Annotated in this window: 15 protein-coding genes; 9 read left to right on the top strand and 6 right to left on the bottom strand. The window is 66.0% G+C overall.

Translation table 11 applies throughout. The features are described 5' to 3' along the window. The first annotated feature begins 57 nt into the window (after positions 1–57). Positions 58–1,287 carry a DNA polymerase IV gene (gene dinB, locus ACXR2W_RS10990; RefSeq protein ID WP_458815631.1) on the top strand — a complete coding sequence of 410 codons (1,230 nt, stop codon included), beginning with the start codon at positions 58–60 and terminating at the stop codon, positions 1,285–1,287. 129 nt (positions 1,288–1,416) lie between these two features. On the opposite strand, the gene ACXR2W_RS10985 is transcribed toward dinB, so the two are convergent. The 3 genes from ACXR2W_RS10985 to ACXR2W_RS10975 are packed head-to-tail and all read right to left on the bottom strand — an operon-like array spanning position 1,417 to position 4,447. Next, on the bottom strand, positions 1,417–1,857 hold the full coding sequence (locus tag ACXR2W_RS10985) for a universal stress protein (RefSeq protein WP_458815633.1): 441 nt from the start codon (positions 1,855–1,857) through the stop codon (positions 1,417–1,419). Further along, positions 1,854–3,365, bottom strand: a complete 1,512-nt coding sequence (locus ACXR2W_RS10980; RefSeq protein ID WP_458815635.1) for an MFS transporter — start codon at positions 3,363–3,365, stop codon at positions 1,854–1,856. The genes ACXR2W_RS10985 and ACXR2W_RS10980 overlap by 4 nt, the downstream gene beginning before the upstream one ends. After that, positions 3,365–4,447 (bottom strand): SDR family oxidoreductase, encoded by a 1,083-nt coding sequence (locus tag ACXR2W_RS10975; RefSeq protein WP_458815637.1) that lies wholly within the window; start codon positions 4,445–4,447, stop codon positions 3,365–3,367. Before ACXR2W_RS10975 ends, ACXR2W_RS10980 begins: the two co-directional genes overlap by 1 nt. A gap of 135 nt (positions 4,448–4,582) precedes the next feature. On the opposite strand from ACXR2W_RS10975, the gene ACXR2W_RS10970 reads away from it, so the two are divergent. The 6 genes from ACXR2W_RS10970 (at position 4,583) to ACXR2W_RS10945 (ending at position 10,944) form a co-directional block, all read left to right on the top strand. Next, entirely contained in the window at positions 4,583–5,146 is a 564-nt protein-coding gene (locus ACXR2W_RS10970; RefSeq protein WP_458815639.1) for a hypothetical protein, read from the top strand. A 10-nt stretch (positions 5,147–5,156) separates the two neighbouring features. Then, positions 5,157–5,900 (top strand): gluconate 2-dehydrogenase subunit 3 family protein, encoded by a 744-nt coding sequence (locus ACXR2W_RS10965; RefSeq protein WP_458815641.1) that lies wholly within the window; start codon positions 5,157–5,159, stop codon positions 5,898–5,900. Next, a complete protein-coding gene (locus tag ACXR2W_RS10960) occupies positions 5,897–7,534 on the top strand; it encodes a GMC family oxidoreductase (protein WP_458815643.1) in 1,638 nt (545 codons plus the stop codon). Before ACXR2W_RS10965 ends, ACXR2W_RS10960 begins: the two co-directional genes overlap by 4 nt. A 23-nt stretch (positions 7,535–7,557) precedes the next feature. Continuing rightward, positions 7,558–9,426, top strand: a complete 1,869-nt coding sequence (locus ACXR2W_RS10955) for a thiamine pyrophosphate-requiring protein (RefSeq protein WP_458815645.1) — start codon at positions 7,558–7,560, stop codon at positions 9,424–9,426. Between the two features lies 1 nt (position 9,427). Further along, positions 9,428–10,606, top strand: a complete 1,179-nt coding sequence (locus tag ACXR2W_RS10950) for an enolase C-terminal domain-like protein (protein ID WP_458815808.1) — start codon at positions 9,428–9,430, stop codon at positions 10,604–10,606. A 71-nt stretch (positions 10,607–10,677) separates the two neighbouring features. After that, entirely contained in the window at positions 10,678–10,944 is a 267-nt protein-coding gene (locus tag ACXR2W_RS10945) for a DUF7218 family protein (protein ID WP_458815647.1), read from the top strand. Positions 10,945–10,963: 19 nt separating this feature from the next. On the opposite strand, the gene ACXR2W_RS10940 is transcribed toward ACXR2W_RS10945, so the two are convergent. The 3 genes from ACXR2W_RS10940 to ACXR2W_RS10930 are packed head-to-tail and all read right to left on the bottom strand — an operon-like array spanning position 10,964 to position 13,454. Beyond that, positions 10,964–11,125 (bottom strand): hypothetical protein, encoded by a 162-nt coding sequence (locus ACXR2W_RS10940; RefSeq protein ID WP_458815649.1) that lies wholly within the window; start codon positions 11,123–11,125, stop codon positions 10,964–10,966. A 58-nt stretch (positions 11,126–11,183) separates the two neighbouring features. Beyond that, the gene (locus ACXR2W_RS10935) at positions 11,184–13,007 is read right to left on the bottom strand and encodes a hypothetical protein (RefSeq protein WP_458815651.1); all 1,824 of its coding nucleotides are present in this window, start codon (positions 13,005–13,007) and stop codon (positions 11,184–11,186) included. Positions 13,008–13,067: 60 nt separating this feature from the next. After that, complete coding sequence (locus ACXR2W_RS10930; RefSeq protein ID WP_458815653.1) at positions 13,068–13,454, bottom strand: DUF1016 N-terminal domain-containing protein; 387 nt, start codon at positions 13,452–13,454, stop codon at positions 13,068–13,070. 380 nt (positions 13,455–13,834) lie between these two features. On the opposite strand from ACXR2W_RS10930, the gene ACXR2W_RS10925 reads away from it, so the two are divergent. Both ACXR2W_RS10925 and ACXR2W_RS10920 read left to right on the top strand, forming a co-directional pair. After that, positions 13,835–15,079, top strand: a complete 1,245-nt coding sequence (locus ACXR2W_RS10925; protein ID WP_458815655.1) for a chloride channel protein — start codon at positions 13,835–13,837, stop codon at positions 15,077–15,079. Positions 15,080–15,336: 257 nt separating this feature from the next. Then, positions 15,337–16,920 (top strand): hypothetical protein, encoded by a 1,584-nt coding sequence (locus ACXR2W_RS10920; protein ID WP_458815657.1) that lies wholly within the window; start codon positions 15,337–15,339, stop codon positions 16,918–16,920. The last annotated feature ends 82 nt before the right edge of the window (positions 16,921–17,002 follow it).

Genomic DNA, 17,002 nt, shown 5'->3' with positions numbered 1-17,002 from the left:
ATCGGGCCCGGGCCAAGACCGGGCCCGGGCCAAGACTGGGTGTGATGCAATAGGGGAGTGAGCACGAAGGAGCGGGGCGAGATGCGCGGTGAGGCGTCTATTTTGCACGTCGACATGGACGCGTTCTTCGTGTCGGTCGAGCTGCTTGAACGCCCCGACCTCGTGGGTAAGCCCGTTGCCGCTGCGCACGACACCGCACGGTCGGTCGTTTCGAGCGCGAGCTACGAAGCGCGGCGGTTTGGCGTGCGCTCGGCCATGCCCGTGGCGCGCGCCAAACAGCTGTGCCCGCAGCTCATTTTTGTGCCGCCCGTGTTTGAAAAGTATCGGGCGGCATCGCGTGAGGTGATGCGCATTTTTCACGAGTTCACGCCGCTTGTCGAGCCGCTCAGCATCGACGAAGCGTTTCTCGACGTGGCAGGCTCGACCAGGCTGTTTGGTACGCCCGCCGAGATCGCGAGGCAGCTGCGTGAACGGATTCGCAGCGAGTTGGGGCTGCCCGCATCTGTGGGGCTTGCGGGCACCAAGTTCATCGCGAAACTCGCGTCGCAGCGCGCCAAACCAGATGGGGTGCTCGAGATTGCGCCCGCGCGTACGCTCGAGTTCTTGCATCCGCTGCCCGTTTCGGCCATGTGGGGTGTGGGCCAGGCCACGGCGCGCTCCCTCACCGCGCGCGCCATTCACACGGTCGCCGACCTCGCAAACGAGCCCATCGACTCACTGCGCCGCATCGTGGGGGCGGCGAGCGCCGAGAAACTGCACGAGCTCGCGCACGGCCGTGACTTGCGCGGTGTTGAGACCGAGCGTACCGAGAAGAGTATTGGGCACGAAGAAACGTTTGAGTTCGATGAGCCCGACGGCGAGGTGCTGCGGCGTGAACTGTTGCGGCTGTCTACGCGTGTGGGGGAGCGGCTGCGTGCGCGGGGCATGACCACCCGCACCGTCGCGATCAAGCTGCGGTGGTCGAGCTTCGAAACGATCACCAGGTCGCGCACCCTATCGGAGCCCACGAGCGCGACGCAGCGCATCTATCTCACCGCCCGCGAGCTCTTTGAAGAGGCGTGGAGCGAGGGGCGCCGGGTGCGCCTGATCGGGGTGCGGGCCGAGCAGCTGGGAGAAGCGAACGGCGGGTTCGCTGGGTTGTGGGACGACGACGAAGACTTGAACGCCGTCGATCAGGCTGTCGACTCGGTGCGCGAGAAGTTTGGCGCGGCGGGTCTCGCACCGGCCAGCCTGTTGAAGGGGCGGGGCACACCTGTGGACCCGCGATCGCTGCAGCCACCGCGGTAGGCGCGGTAGGACTGTCGACTGAACATTGTGGCGTGTGCAATTTGCACTGGTGCAGGAGATCAGCGCTCGTGCAGGAGAAAAAGGCCGATTTCGTCCTGCAGGAGTGCAGATCTCCTGCGCGTGCGCTGCTCAGGGGGTGTGAACCTCGGGCGCCGGCGGCATGATCAGCACGGGGCACTTCGCGGTGTAGATGAGCCGGTGCGCGAGCACGGGGGACTTCATGCTCGCGCGGGTGCGCGGGGCGTCGAGCACGAGTAGCTCGGCCTGAGCCGCCTCGGCAAGCAACACTGTGCTGGGCGCACCCTGGAGTACCTTGCAGATAACAGGAATGTCTGGGCCGAGCTCTGCTGTGACGCGGCTGCGCAGTACGCGCTGGGCGCTCGTGAGCGCCGACTCGATGTCGCGCGACACCCCGGGTGGTTTTCCGCCCGGGGCAGCGGGAGGGATCGGGGCGCGCCACGCCTGCACCGCCACAAGGGTCGCCTCGCGCTGTTGCGCCTCGACCGCGGCTGCTCGCAGTGCCTGGGGGGATCCGCTGGAGGCGCTCACGCCTACCACTACGAACGTCATGCTGAGTCTCCTTTGTGATCGTGGTCGTGGTCGTGGTCGTGGTCGTGATCGTGTTGCCCGCGATCACCCGGCGCCTTCGACAGCGGGTCGGTGATGCTCTCGAGCGACTGTCTTTCGGCATTCACGCCGAAGATCAGCGCGATCACACCGCCCGCGATCATGATCCCCGCGCCGAGGTAATAGCCGGCCGCGAGCGGCCCACGGTCAGAACCGTCACCGATCATGGCACCGTAGAGGGTGGGCGCGATGGATCCGGCTATCTGACCGACCGCGAAGAAGTACGAGATCGCTTGCCCGCGCAGTTCGAGCGGGAAGATCTCGCTCACGGTCAGATAGGCGCTGGAGGCGCCCGCTGAAGCGAAGAAGAACGAGACGCACCAGAACACGGTCTGGGTCGTGGCGTTCAGCACATCGGCCTGAAACAGCGCGGCCGAGACCGCGAGCACACCGCCCGCGAGCGCGTACGTGCCGAAGATCATCTTGCGTCGTCCCAGCGTGTCAAACAGCGGCCCCAGCACGAGCGGGCCCGCAAGGTTTCCGATCGCAAACGGAAAGAAGTAGAACGCGATGTTGGCGGGTGAGATGTCATAGAACTTTTGCAACACGAGCGCATACGTGAAGAAGATCGCGTTGTAGAGAAACGACTGCGAGATCATCATGCTGAGGCCCAAGAACGTGCGGCGCGGGTAGGTGCGCAAGAACGTGTGGGCGACCTGACGAAACGGCACGTTCTTGAGCGGCACGACATCGAGCGCGAGGTTCTCGTCGACGTCGGCGAGCTTGTGACCTGCCGCCTTGATGTCGTCCTCGATCTTGGTGACGGTCGCTTCGGCCTGCTCCTCGTGACCGTGGGTCATGAGCCAGCGTGGGCTCTCGGGAATGTGGCGTCGCAGGTAGATGATGATCAGCCCGAGAAATGGGCCGATGAAGAAGCCGATACGCCAGCCCCAGGCGTTTGCAAAATCTTTGTCTGCCAGGAGGAAGAGGTTTGCGAACGCACCGATTGCGGCGCCCGCCCAGTACGTACCGTTGACGGCAATGTCGACGCGGCCGCGATAGTGTGATGGGATCAGCTCGTCGATGGCTGAGTTGATGGCGGTGTACTCGCCGCCGATGCCGAGGCCCGCGACGAAACGAAAGATCCACAGAAACCACATGGCGGGTGACAGGCCCGCGATACCGCTACCGATGAGGTAGATGGCGAGCGTCAGAATGAAGAGCCGCCGTCGGCCGAGCCTGTCAGACAGACGGCCGAAGAACAGCGCGCCGACAACCTGACCGATCAGGTAGATCGTGCCGGTGAACCCGACCTGCGCCGAGTTCATCTGCAGGTCGTGCGCGTACCCGGCGGTGGCGACGATCTGAATCTCGAGGCCGTCAAGAATCCACGAGGTGCCCAAACCCACGACAATTGACCAGTGAAACGCCGTCCACGGCAGCCGGTCCATACGGGCGGCGACGAGGCTGCGCACTGGCCCAGCAGGTTTCGCCTGCTCGGTGGCGCTCATCATGCCCTCCTTTGCCGGATCAGCGCGCGGGCGCCAGCCGACACCGCGCCCACCGCGCCCACCGCACAGCCCGCGGCAGCCCCTGCAGCAGCTATCGCCGCGAGTAGCCCGTGGTGTTGCGACGCCCACAGCTGCGAGCTGCGGCCGCGCGAGCGGGTGTCAAAGCTGCCGTGTGCGCCGTAGTCGCGCCCGCCCTCGCCGTCAGCGGGATCCCACAGATTGGTGGGTCGGTTTGCGCTCTCGGGGCGCTCGATCTGTTGCGACGCATAGCCGGTACGCGCGAGAAAACGGTCAAGCAGACCCGGTGCGACAGCGTTGGCCGCGAGCGTGAGGGCGGTGCTGCCGCCCACCCAGTATTCCCGGCGCCCAGGGTGATCGGCGGCGTATACGACGGCACGCGCCGCCACCTCGGGCTGATAGATCGGCGGCACGGGCTGCGCCGCCTTTGGCATGCGGTTGATCACCCAATCAAACTGGGGTGTGTTCACCGCCGGCATCTGCGGCATCGTCACGCGCACCCGGCTCTTGCGGTGCAACAGCTCGCACCTGAGGGCCTCGTGAAACCCCTGAATCGCGTGCTTTGACCCGCAGTAGGCGGTCTGCAATGGGATCCCACGGTAGGCGAGCGCCGAACCCACCTGCACGATCGTGCCGTGGTCTCGCGGCAGCATGCGGTGCAGCGCCGCCATCGTTGCATAGACATACCCGAGATAATTCACTTCGGTGACGCGCTTAAACTCGGCCGCGCTCATATTCGTAAACTCGGCAAACACCGACGTGAACGCGACGTTCACCCACACGTCGATCGGGCCAAACGCTTCTTCAATGCTCGTGGCGGCTTCGTCCAGCTGATCGGCGCTAGCGACATCGACCGGCACGACAAGCGCTGTACCGCCCGCGGCTTCGACGTCGCGTGCGGCTGCCTGCAGACCCGTCTCGCCACGCGCTAAGAGCGCCACTTTCGCGCCGCGAGCACCAAACGCCTGCGCGGTCGCGCGCCCGATCCCCGCGCTTGCACCCGTGACAACGACAACCTGGTCGGTGGGTGACGGGTCAGCGGAAGAAACGGTGATACGACTCATGATGGGCCTCCTTGGATCCCACTATGCGCGCCTCGCACTCAGCCGCAAGGGGGTTGTGTTTCCAAGCAAAGTGTTCGACCCTCGGGGCGAATGCGGTCACAAAACGCGCGGGTGAGCGCGGGTGAGAGGGCGAACATGACGAAGTCGGCAACGAAACAGGCGAAACAGGCATTGACTCGGGCACAGAAACAGGCCAAGCATGCGCGCCGGGCGCTCGCTGCCGAGACGGCGCGCGGCACCCGTGGCGCCGCGCGCAGCATCGATGAGACAGTGCAGGGCATCGATCGGCTGGTGCGCAATGTGCGCACGGGGCGGTTCGAGCGCAGCCTGGCGGCGCTGACGGCGCTGGGCGCGGTCGTCACCGCGGCCGAGATATTCTTTGAACACGACAAAGCCAGTTTTGGGAACCGGTGGATGTGGGCGCCCGTCATTCTTGGCCCGGTCGGCGCAGCGGCGGGCATCGCAGGCGTCTGCAGCAAACGCGCCGCGAAGACTGTGCTGCCCATCGCATCTGCCGCGATCGTCGCGAACGGCGTGCAGGGAGTGTGGCTGCACGGCCGCGGCATCGGGCAAAAGCCCGGCGGCTGGCGCAACTTTCGCTACAACATGGAGATGGGGCCGCCCCTCATGGCGCCCCTGCTCGTCACGCTCGTGGGCGGCATGGGGCTGCTCGCCGCCCTGCTGCGGCGCGAGAAGTGAGCGCGGCCACATGCCTGCGAAACGTCTCGAATCGTCGCTGCCTCTCGAATCGTCGCTGCCTCTTGACCCGGATCATGGGGGTGCGCGGTTTCCTGGCTTCGATGTGCTGGGGCAAGCGCAGCACTGGGACGAAGCTACCCGCGAGGTCGTGGAGGGGCGGCTCGAACACTCGCCCGAGCTGCAATTTTTTAGCGCGGCCGAGGGGGCTGCGGCGGCGGCGCTGTGCGACCAGCTGCTCGGCCAGCGCGCAGCGCCGCGCGTACCCGTTGCGCAGATGATCGATGAGCGGCTCGCGGCGGGGAGCACTGACGGCTGGCACTATAACGACCTGGCGCCCGACGATGCAGCGTGGAGACGGTCGCTCGCTGCCCTCGACACCGACGCCGTGGCGGCGTATAATGCACCGTTCGCCGAGTGCGGGTGGGGCGAGCAGCATGAACTATTGCGCCGTGTGCAGGCGCTCGGTGCGGGCGTGTGGCACACGATGGTCGCGGCGCACGTGTGGAGCCTGTGGAGCCGCTACGCCTGCACCGCGTTTTATGCGCACCCGTGGGCGTGGAACGAGATCGGCTTCGCGGGCCCCGCCTACCCGCGCGGCTATAAGAACCTGGGCGTCGACAGGCTCGAGCCTTTCGAAGTGCGAGACGCTCATCCCAGCGATGATCCGGTTGCAGAGCCGGAACCGCCGGAACCGCCGGAACCGCCGGAACCGCCGGAGCGCCCGGAGTCGGAAGAAGCGGAGGATAAACGATGAACGCGGTGCGGCAGCGCAACGAGTCGGCCTGGCTGCTTACACGTAACGGTGCTCGAGTCGAGCCCGCACTGCGCGCCCAGATGCGACAGTTCGCAGACAGCGACGAGATTGATCTCGTGATCGTGGGCTGCGGCGCGGGTGGCGCGACCCTGCTGCAGCGCACCGCGCGGGCGGGGCTTAAGGTCGCAGCGCTCGAGGCCGGGCCGTTCTGGGAGCCCGAGAGTGACTGGGTGAGTGATGAAGCCGGGTCGCACGGCCTGTACTGGACGGAGCCGCGCGAGATCGGCGGGGGCGATCCGGTGCCGCTGGGCGCAAACAATTCGGGCCGCGGGGTCGGTGGGTCGATGGTGCACTATGCCGGGTACACGCCGAGGCTTCATCCCAGCGACTTTTGCACGCACACGCAAGACGGTGTGGGCGCCGACTGGCCGATCGACTATGCGACGCTCAAGCCGTACTACGAGCAGATCGAGGGCGAGCTGCCGGTGTCGGGCGAAGCGTGGCCGTGGGGCGACCCGCACACGTACCCGTATAGCCCGCACCCCGTCTCGGGTAACGGTGAGATCTTTCAACGTGGGGCGCTCGCGTGCGGCATCACCGCAAAGGTGGGGCCCGTAGCGATCACGAGCGGCCGCTTCGGCAACCGCCCGCACTGCATTTATCGCGGGTTCTGCCTGCAGGGGTGCAAGGTGAACGCGAAGGCGTCGCCGCTCATCACGCATGTACCTGATGCGCTCGCGCACGGCGGCGAAGTGCGGCCAGATTCGATGGTCACCGAGATCGCGATCGACCAGCGCACCGGGCGCGCGACGGGAGTGTACTACGTGCGGGGCGGAGTGCCGCGGTTTCAGCGGGCCCGCGCGGTCGCGGTGGCGGGGTACTCGATCGAGACGCCCCGGCTGCTACTCAACTCGACGTCTGCACGGTTTCGTGACGGGCTGTGCAACGACTACGACCAGGTGGGGCGGTACCTGATGGTGCAGGGGGCGCCGCAGACCGCTGGTCGCTTCGACGAAGAGGTGCGCATGTGGAAGGGGCCGCCGCCCGAGGTGAGCAGCGAAGACTTCTACGAAACCGACCAGGCTGCCCCCTACAAGCGCGGGTTCTCGGTGCAGACGGTGTCGCCGCTGCCGATCACGTGGGCAGAGCATGTGATGGCGCAGGGATACTGGGGTGCAGACCTGCGCAACTACATGAGCGACTATGTTCACTGGGCGTGCCTCGGCGCGCTGTGCGAGTTCTTGCCGCAGCCAGGTAACCGGGTCACGCTGGCAGACGAGACCGACCAGTACGGGCTACCGATCGCGCGCTTCGACTACACGCAGTGTGACAACGACCGGGCGCTGCTGCGGGCTGCGACGCGCGTCATGGAACGCATTTTGCGGGCCGCGGGAGCCGACGAAGTGATCACGATCGAGCGCGCCGCGCACCTGGTCGGCGGTGCTCGCATGGCCGCGACCGAACAAGAAGGGGTCGTCGACGCCGACTGCCGCAGCTTTGCGGTGCCGAACCTGTGGATTGTGGACGGCAGTGTGCTGCCCACTCAGGGCAGCGCGAACCCGGCGCTCACCATCATGGCGCTGGCGGCGCGCGCTGCCGACCGGCTGGTGGGCAGTGCCCGGCACGGTGACTGAACACGATTGGAAGGAGTAACACGATGACTACGGTGAGCGAGTTTGTGATCCGGCGCGTGAAGGAGTGGGGCGTGAGCCGCGTGTTCGCGTTCCCAGGAGACGGCATCGGCGAGTTCGATGGCGCCCTCGGTGACGCGCAGCGTGCCGGGGAGGGGCTCGAATACGTGCGCCCCACGCACGAAGAGATTTGTGCGCTGATGGCGACCGCGCACGCCAAGTTCACGGGCGAGGTGGGCGTGTGTATTGCGACGTCGAGCCCCGGCGCGTTTCATATGCTGAACGGGCTGTATGACGCGCAGATGGACAACCAGCCGGTCGTCGCCATTATTGGGCAGCAGGGCCTCAACGCGCTGGGCACGTTCACGCAGCAAGAGAGCAACCTCGAGCGGGTGCTCGCCGACGTCGCGGTGTACGTGCAGACGATCGTTTCGCCCGCGCAGGCGCAGGCCGTCGTCGACACGGCGTTTCGCACCGCCCGCGCGCGGCTCGGGCCCGCCGTGGTGATCTTGCCGCACGACGTGCAGGGCATGCCGTTCACCGAGCTTGCGCCTGAAAACTGGGTGTCGCGTTCGAGCGCGGTCGCCCCAAGTTTGAGGTTCACGCCACCCGCGGCAGACATTGAGGCGGCCGCGGCGCTCATCAACGCGGGGCACAAAGTGACCTTTCTCGTGGGGCACGGCGCAAAGGGGGCCACCGACGAGGTGCTCAAAGCTGCCGAGCTGTGCGGGGCAGGCATCATCACGACCCTGCGCGCCAAACAAGTGGTGCCGTCTGACGTGCCGTTTCACACGCAGCAGCTGGGGCTACTCGGGTCGCTGCCGAGCCTGCACCAAATGAACGACTGCGACACGCTCGTGCTGCTCGGCACGAACTACCCCTACGGGCAGTTCTTACCCAAGAGCGGCCAGGCCCGCGCCGTGCAGGTCGACCTGAAACCCGAGCACACTGGCCTGCGCTATCCGACAGAGATCAACCTGTGGGGCGACGTGCGGGCCACCCTGCAGGCGCTCCTGCCGCACCTCACACAGCAGACCGACCTGTCGTGGCAGCAGACGGTCGCGCAAGAGATGACGGAGTGGGAGGAGGAAATGCGTGCGCAGGCGATGCTGAACTACGAAGACGGCGTCAACCCCAGGCGCGTCTACTACGAACTCAACGAGCGGCTGCCCCCTCGCGCGATCGTCACGGCAGACGCGGGCACGACCGCTGACTGGTACGGCCACCACATTCGGTTGCGCGAGGGCATGCAGGGCGACCTGTCGGGGCGGCTCGCGAGCATGCTCGCCGCGATGCCGTACGCGGTGGCCGCCAAGTTCGCGTTTCCTGAACGCTGTGTCGTGTGCACCATTGGCGACGGCGCGTTTCAGATGCTCGGCATGAACGAACTCATCACGGTCAAGAAATACATGCAGCAGTGGGAGAACCCGCAGCTCATCATCATGGTGCTGCACAACAATGACCTGTCGCAGGTGTCGTGGGAGATGCGCACAGAAGACGCGAACCCGGTCTGGTCGACGTCACAAGACGTCGAATCGGTCGACTACGCCGGCTGGGCTGAGCTGCTCGGCTTTGCCGGGATCAGGGTCACCCGCGATGACCAGGTCGCCGCCGCCTGGGACGCGGCGTTCGCGCACCGCGGCGTCACCCTCATCGACGCCCACACGAGCAAGAACGTGCCCCCGCTGCCGCCGCACATCACGTTCGAGTTCGCCAAGAACACCGGGCTCGCGCTCGTGAAGGGGGACCCCGACACGGCAGAAGTCGTGAAAGACACCGCTAAGGCGCTCTTCTCAGAAGGCGTCGAGCGCGTCAAAGAGACAGTCAGGGACACGCTGCATGACACGCTGCACCGGGGGCGCGACCGTGGTGAGCAGGGCGAGCGCGGTGAGTAAGATGATCCGGATCATGATGGCCCGGATCATGCCGGCACGGATCATGCCCGCACGGATCGCGGCCCGGAGCGGTGACATGGATGCCCCCAAGATCACGCAGCTCGATGCGAGGGTGTACACAGTGCCTACCGCGGGCCCCGAGGCCGACGGCACGATAGCGTGGAACGCCACCACGATGGTGATCGTGCAGGCGCACGCGGGCGACCTCGTCGGCACAGGGTGGACCTACGGCGCGGCAGAATGCGGGGCAGTCGTGCAGCGCACGCTCGCCCCCATCGTCGTCGGCCACAGCGCACTCGACGTGGGCGGCCGGTTTCTCGACATGGTGCGCGCCGTACGCAATGCGGGCAGGCAGGGCCTCATCGGGTACGCCATCTCGGCCGTCGACGTCGCACTCTGGGACCTCAAAGCGCGCCTGCTCGGTGTGCCCCTGCACCACCTACTCGGAGCCGTGCGCGACACCGTGCCCGTGTACGGCAGCGGCGGCTTCACCACCTACTCAGACAGGCAGCTCGCGGGGCAACTCGAAGGGTGGGTACACGAGCAGGGTATGTCACGAGTCAAGATGAAGATCGGCGAGTCACGCGGCAGCGAAACCGGCCGCGACCTCGCCCGCATGCGGCAGGCCCGCGAGGTGATCGGCCCGCACACCGAACTGTACGTGGACGCCAACGGAGCCTACACGCGTAAAGAGGCGATCCGTGTCGCCCGCGCCGCCTCCGACTTGAACGTCACCTGGTTCGAAGAGCCCGTATCGTCAGACGACCTCGACGGGCTACGCCAGGTACGCGACTCGATCGACGCCGACGTCACGGCGGGGGAGTACGGCTTCGACCTGCCTTACTTTCAACGCATGTGCGCGGCGCAAGCCGTCGACTGCCTGCAAATCGATGCCACCAGGTGTGGCGGCATCACCGAATGGCTGCGCGTCGCGGCGCTCGCCGCAGCGTACGGGCTTGATGTGTCTGCGCACTGCAGCCCACAGTTGCATGCGCACGTGGCGGCGGCCACCCCCAACCTGCGGCACATCGAGTGGTTTTACGATCACGCCCGCATTGAGGGCCGCTTCTTCGATGGCGTGCTCGACCCAACGGGCGGTTCGTTGCGGCCTGGTGGTGACGCACCGGGCAGCGGGCTGACGCTACGGGCGCGCGATGCCGAGCGGTTTCGTGTGGGGTGAGTGGCTCTGGCCGTAGGACCCACGCGCGTACTCGCGAGTACGTGCCCACAACAAGGAACAGGAGAGAAATCATGCCTCAGAACAAGACACCGCAGCTGAAAGACCCCGAGCTGTACGATCGGCTCCGCGAAGACGGTGCGTCAGAAGAGAAAGCCGCCCGTATCTCAAACGCGGCCGCGAAAGAGGGCCGGTCAGAGGTCGGGCGGCGCGGCGGCAAAGCCGAAGACTACGAGCAGCGCACCGTGCGCGAACTGCGCGGCAGAGCCAAAGAGCTGGGGCTCACGGGCTACTCGGCGCTCAAGAAGAGCGACCTAATCCGTTTACTGCGCGATCATTGAGATGGGTGGCCGCGACGCCTTAGTTTTTACGCCCGGTCAGGCTGCGCAGAAGCCAACCGATGACGGCGAGAATCAGCAGCACGATGCCCACCCAGAGCAAGAAGTTCACGGCCTCTACGAGTCCACCGACTACCGCGAGCACGATGGCGATAATGATGATGATGACAAAGAGAATATTCATGCCTCGACGGTAAGCCTGAGGGGCCGACCCCGTACACCCCCTTGCGGTCGGCGCCTGGTTAGGGTTCAAAATCGTCGTGCAGTGAAACTTTGCTCAGCTCAATGATGCCGCTCGGTAGCTTCCAGTAGTGCAGTCTGCGGGCCTGGGGTGTGTGCGACTCTAACGACACTCGCCAGCAGGTCGACCCGTCTTCGCGTCGCACGTACGGATCGCCGCCGCCTGTTCCGGTGCGCAGCTGGTGCAGCTCGCGCGACGCGATGTGCGCCGCGCGGTTCATCACCACGTCGGCAACAGCGCGCATGGCTTTGCTGAATGACCGCTCGTCGAGCTGTTCAACACTGGCCGCGAAGCCCGGGCCGATCTCGTAGCGTTTGAGGGGAAACGAGTGCTTATCGGAGGCGGTCGTGCGCGCCACCCACGCGCACACTATCTCGTGGCGCAACCATGATTCGGCATCGGGCCAGTCACTGCGGTGGGAGGCACGATCCGGCCGGATCTCGCTGGGTGAGGCGCTGCGAGCTTCGCGCAGCTCTTGGGTGAGGCGCGAGACCATCAGGCTGAGCTCGGTGCGCCGCTCGCGTTCGCGGCTGAGCTCTGCGCGTGTGCTGCTGACCTCGTCTTGGAGCTGGTCGATCGTCTCGTGGTCGGTGCCCGCCCGCATTTCGCGGCTAAAGCGTTCAAAGGCACCGCGCAGCGAGGTGAGCTCATCGCGTACAGCGTGCATGTCGTGCGCCGAGGCCAGAGCGACTGACGCAGTGGCCGCTGGCGAATGCGTTGTCGAGTTGACAGTGCTCTCTAGCGCTAGTGCGTGCAGGTTTTGTTCGGCCATGTTGCCCGGTTCCTGCTGAACGCGGGCGGCACGCGGAGCGTCGGGCGGAGCGTCGGGCGGAGCGTCGGGCAGAGCCGGAGCTTCAGATATCACCTGTGGTGTGGCTCGCTCGGATGCTTCGGGGCTTGGCGCATCAACGCCCTCGTGCAACCACGGTGTGCCGTCGCGCAGCAGGGGCAGCGGTGTGACCAGTGCGGTCTCGTGGTCGACGTCGATGAGGGTCAATGCCAGCTCGGCCCCGGTGCGCACTACCCGGGTGCGTACCGTCTGCCCGAGGTGCACGACGTCTGACACGAGCACGCCGTCGTCATCTTCGGCCGGGTCGTCTGCGCCCTTGACCACGTCGCGGCGGCGCAAAATGAAGTGCTCCAGGAGCGGGTGCAGCACGAGCGTGGCGCGTCGCTCGGTGACTTTCACGATGCGTGCGAGGGTGATTGAGCCGTCGGTAAACCGGTCGATCTCGTCTTGGGGCGAGGCCGGCTCGGGTGAGAGATGTTTGTCGAGCAGCCAGCCAGAAACGGGAGCGCCCACGACGAGCCCGTCGCCAAGCGAGATTGCAGGTGGCAGCCTGTCGGAGTTAATGAGTGTTTGCCGGCCGTCTGCGAGGCGGGCCACGTTGCCCGTAGCACCCGAGACTCGCTCGACGATCGCTTGAGCCCAGACGGGGCGAAGGGAAGGTTCGGCGGAAGGCGCCGCTGTGACCTGCGCAAGCGCGTCATCAACGAGCTCGTCGACGGGGTGCCGGTCAGGAAACCGCAGGATCGAGCGGCGGTAGTCGGGGTCTTTGCCAAACGAGGGTGGGTACGAGCGAGCGGTGCCATTAAACACGTGGGCTTTGGGTGGCAGCATCGACTCGAGCGCGTAGGTGAGCGGGCCGGTCAACACGGTCACCACGTCGGCGTCACCGTCTAGCTCATGGGCGACGTGCGCGGGGTCGTACCCGAAGCTGCCCGAGGCATCGACCGTGCTGACGACAACGAGCGGCCGATCCCGCGCATCAAGAATCAACCGAGCGAGCTCGGCCACCTCAGAGCTGTCGTCAAAATGCCTCATGTGCTTAGTGTGTCAGTAACCGGTGACAAAGCGGCGGCGTGGCGCGAGAAAGCCGCTAATCTAGCACGTCGACCCTCCGCGTTGGCACTCGCTAATTTGAGCCAAGAGGACCGCCCTGCTCCAGCCGTTCTGGACGGAAGCTTGCATGTACCAGGCGCGCGTGGGGCGATCCTTGACCTTGCTGCGCAACAGGTCGTGGTGCCCCCACGGGACCGCGAGGAGGAGCTCAGTGGGGATTTCCGCCACAGGCTGCGGCGAAATTTCGGCGGTAACCGGGACGTCTTCACTTTTCGCCACAGGCCGTGGCGAAATCTCGAGATAAGGGTACTCGCGGTAGAAAGCGAGCATTCGATCGATGTTGCGCGCGGAGAGTCCCTTCTCTTCAGGAAACTCGTTACGCAGGGCGCGGGCTAGGTGAGTTGAGTCGGCGTGGTTTTGAGGCTGCACAGGCGGAATGGAAGCTCATCACGGCGACCCATAATCTGTGTAAATTGTGGCGTCATGCCACGAATCGCCCGGTGGGCGGGGTGGTGGGAGCGGCCGGATGAGCAGCGGTAAGGGCGGACCCTTGCCGCTGTAACGGCCCGAGCGACCACATACCGCTCTTGAAGGGCGGTGAGGAGGACACTGCTGGCGTTCGCGGCGGATTTCTCAAGATTAGGGGCGAGGCCGCTGTGTGCGTCTTTCGCATTCAAGCAACACGCTCTTCAGCTAATCGATTGCCTCCTGCGGCAATCATCGGGTGCCAAACGCAGTTCATCCGTGAGGCGCGACATCATACGGACGTGTGCGGCGGCGTGGCGCGAGAAAGCCGCTAATCTAGCACGATGAACGACCGTTACGCAGGCACGAAGCTGATTCGAGGTCTCACCCACACGCTGCTCGGCGGCCTCGTGGGCGGCGTGCTCGGCGCCGCGTTTGTGGTGGGCGTGACCTCGCTCATCAAACTCCTTCTCGACCTGGTGTCACGCCAAGACAACTGGGTGACGCTCGCGGCCCCGTTTGCGGGAGTCACCGTCTCAGCGCTGCTGCTCTACCTGTTTGCGCAGGGCCGCGCAAAACAGCAGCTGGTCGAGCACGAGCTCGCACCGCAGGGGTTCATGGCTTGGCTCCGTGCACCGTCGAATGCGCTGCGGGCAGACCTGACGGGTGATGTGGTGCGAGCCGCGGGGCATGAAGAGCGGTTTCCCTGGCAGTTGGCGCCGTTGCGCGCACTGGCGATCATTTTCACGGTCGGTTCTGGTGCGCCGATGGGCACAGAGTCGCCTGCCGCGCACCTGGGGGTCGCCGCGGGAGCGTCGCTTGGTGGCTGGGGCAAACGACTGGCAGACCTTGCGCGCCCCGCAGCGATAAGCGGTGGCGCAGCTGGTGTCGCCGCTCTCATGGGTTTGCCGCTCGTGGGGCTGGTTTTTATGCTCGAGCTCGGCAGGCGCAATAGTGCCCCCGTCTCGGTGTTGCGAGCGATCGCTGCGGGGCTCGGGGCCACTATCGGCTGGGCGGCGAACGCTTCGCTGCATCTCGACTTCATTCGGTTGATCGCTCCACTGGCGGGGCCCCAGGGCCCCGGCCAAGCACTGCTCATTGCGCTGTTGGTGGGCACAGGAAGTGGGGTCTTTGGGGCCGTGATGGGAGCCGGGATCTACCGCGCCCGGCGCTGGTCATCGAAGCCGCTACTCAAGGTGCTGCTCGGTGGGCTCGCGCTGTTTTGCTGCATCATCTTGATCCGGATCATTGCGGGCCCGGGAGCCGCGCTTGGACCCGGGGGCGGGGCGATTTCGTGGGCTGAGGGCGCTGAAGCGTCGCTGTGGGTGCTGCTTTTGGTCGCGGCGCTGCGGGCGGTGGCGACGATCGCGACGGTGGCAGCGGGCGGTGTGGGTGGGTTGTTTGTGCCGCTGCTCGCAGTGGGCGACCTGGTCGGTCGCGCCTTCGCGCCGACGTTGGCGGCGGCATCGACCCTCGCCGCGTCGGCGGGGCTGCCGGGGCGATTGCGGGCGGGTATCGGCTGCCGTTCACGGCAGTGGGGCTGGTGCTTTCGTTGGGTGGGCCGCTCGGTGCGCGCTTCACAGGTGTAGCGACGGTGTTGGTGGCGGTGGCAGCCAGCATCGTGGTGGGGTACCTACTCGAACGCTTCGATGCGCGCCAACTCCGTGGCAGTGATCGCGAAGCGCTCGCCCGCTAGCAGTGGTAAAGGCGGTGGGTGTACGCGGTCATATACTGGACGCCGTACGAACCAAAATAGACGGGCTTGGGAGGACTTTTGGATCGAGAGAGGGCCACGCGACGCGCGAGCACTACAGTAAGGTCGGGCCGGGAGAAGCGGCGTGGGCGAGTGACGGGTGCGGTCGCGTTTGGCGCGGCCGCAGTGACAGGGTTAGCGTTCTCGCTGATGTCGATGCCTGCCGCGATGGCGGCCCCCGGGTCGATGCAAATCACCGACGATGCCAGTTGGTTTGCGGCCATTGAGGCCGCCAATGCCGGATCAGGGGCGATGGTGCGAGCGGAGCTTGACGCAGATGTCTACGCTTCGACCTTCTCCCTGGAGCAGGTGACGCTCGAGCGGGGCACGCTGCTGCTAGACCTCAACGGGCACGAACTCGTGCTGACCACGTTCGCTACAGGTGCGCCTGGATTCGTGATCTCGGCCGGTGCGGTGCTGAGCCTTTCGGGGGCCGGGGAATTGCAGGTGTTTGCTGGCGGCGGCGGCGAGGGCGTGAACGCCGCCAATGGCGCACCGGGCGAGCCGGGCGAGAACGGGGGTGACGCGGCTGCCGGGCACGACGGCTATGGCGGCGACGGTGGTGGTGGCGGTGGCGGTGGCGCAGGCTTCGACGGTGGCGCAGGCACGACTGGTGGTGCCGGGCTCGTCAATGAGGGTGCGCTTGTTATTGCCGACATGAACAAGACGAAATTTACGGCCACAGGCGGCGAAGGCGGTGCCAGTGGGGCTGGCGGTATGGGCGGCATCGGTGCCGCAGCAGGCAATGGTGGCGCCGGCGACGGCACGGGCGCTGGTGGCCACGGCGGTGACGGTGGCGCAGGTGGTGCTGGCGGCAACGGTGGCGCCGGCGGTGACGGCGGTGCGGGGTACGCCAGCCAGGGCAGCATCTTGATGCTCGCCTACGATGTCCCCGATCTTAACGCTTCACCCTTTGTTGGGGGTGGATCTGGGCTTCCTGGCTCAGGCGGTGCGGGTGGCCAGGGCGGCGGAGCCGGTATCGGCGGCGCGGGTGGAGAGCATGGTGTGTCGGGGCTCAATGGCTCCGCGGGCCATCTCGGATCCAATGGAGCTGCCGGCAATAACGGCGTTGACGGCGATAGTGGCTGGGAGCTGTACGACTCTGTCGATTTTCTTGCAGGTGACCTCACCACTATTGATGTGAGTGGGACTGGGGTGCTGCGCGGCGAAACGACCTTCGCGCTGGCCAGCTGCACCACGGGCGCAATCGGAAACGTGGCGACGCTCGCAACGCGGGCAGAGCTCGATTTTCTGCTGCGCGACGGCTACACCTTCGCCGGGTGGGGCAGCATGGTGACGGACTCATCAGGCACAGGGCGCGTTTTGCCGGCCCTAGACGATGTCGTCGATGCTGATACTCCCGTGTGTGGATCGGTCGCGATCGGTGAACCATGGGGCTCTGTGTGGACCAAAAACGCTGAACCAGAAAATCCCGATGGTGATAGTGACGGCGACGACGCAAACGGAAACCCAGACGGCGCGACTCCCGGCCAGGGCAACGGCAACGAGCAAACGAAGAAGCCTGCGGTGAGTGGTGTCGCTGGAGTGGCGAATCAGGGCGGGGAGGCGCTTGCCCACACCGGGCAGGCGGTCAGCCCGCTCGCACCGGGTGGCGGAGCTCTCGTGCTCGCTGCGATCGGTGGCGGACTGATCTGGTGGCGTAGGCGCACTGCATAGACACTGCGGGGCCAAAACTGGTGGTTATGCGTGCTCATAACCACCAGTTTTGGCCCCACGCGTGGCCCCGGGTGGGCGCTGA

Source organism: Leucobacter faecis (assembly GCF_054456695.2).
This window is presented reverse-complemented; position numbering and strand designations above follow the sequence as displayed.

What these genes read in the sequence shown, in the direction of transcription:
- ACXR2W_RS10985 (WP_458815633.1), bottom strand. Translation starts at nt 1,857, where the DNA reads ATGACGTTCGTAGTGGTAGGCGTGAGCGCCTCCAGCGGATCCCCCCAG.
- ACXR2W_RS10980 (WP_458815635.1), bottom strand. Translation starts at nt 3,365, where the DNA reads ATGAGCGCCACCGAGCAGGCGAAACCTGCTGGGCCAGTGCGCAGCCTC.
- ACXR2W_RS10975 (WP_458815637.1), bottom strand. Translation starts at nt 4,447, where the DNA reads ATGAGTCGTATCACCGTTTCTTCCGCTGACCCGTCACCCACCGACCAG.
- ACXR2W_RS10970 (WP_458815639.1), top strand. Translation starts at nt 4,583, where the DNA reads ATGACGAAGTCGGCAACGAAACAGGCGAAACAGGCATTGACTCGGGCA.
- ACXR2W_RS10965 (WP_458815641.1), top strand. Translation starts at nt 5,157, where the DNA reads ATGCCTGCGAAACGTCTCGAATCGTCGCTGCCTCTCGAATCGTCGCTG.
- ACXR2W_RS10960 (WP_458815643.1), top strand. Translation starts at nt 5,897, where the DNA reads ATGAACGCGGTGCGGCAGCGCAACGAGTCGGCCTGGCTGCTTACACGT.
- ACXR2W_RS10955 (WP_458815645.1), top strand. Translation starts at nt 7,558, where the DNA reads ATGACTACGGTGAGCGAGTTTGTGATCCGGCGCGTGAAGGAGTGGGGC.
- ACXR2W_RS10950 (WP_458815808.1), top strand. Translation starts at nt 9,428, where the DNA reads ATGATCCGGATCATGATGGCCCGGATCATGCCGGCACGGATCATGCCC.
- ACXR2W_RS10945 (WP_458815647.1), top strand. Translation starts at nt 10,678, where the DNA reads ATGCCTCAGAACAAGACACCGCAGCTGAAAGACCCCGAGCTGTACGAT.
- ACXR2W_RS10940 (WP_458815649.1), bottom strand. Translation starts at nt 11,125, where the DNA reads ATGAATATTCTCTTTGTCATCATCATCATTATCGCCATCGTGCTCGCG.
- ACXR2W_RS10935 (WP_458815651.1), bottom strand. Translation starts at nt 13,007, where the DNA reads ATGAGGCATTTTGACGACAGCTCTGAGGTGGCCGAGCTCGCTCGGTTG.
- ACXR2W_RS10925 (WP_458815655.1), top strand. Translation starts at nt 13,835, where the DNA reads ATGAACGACCGTTACGCAGGCACGAAGCTGATTCGAGGTCTCACCCAC.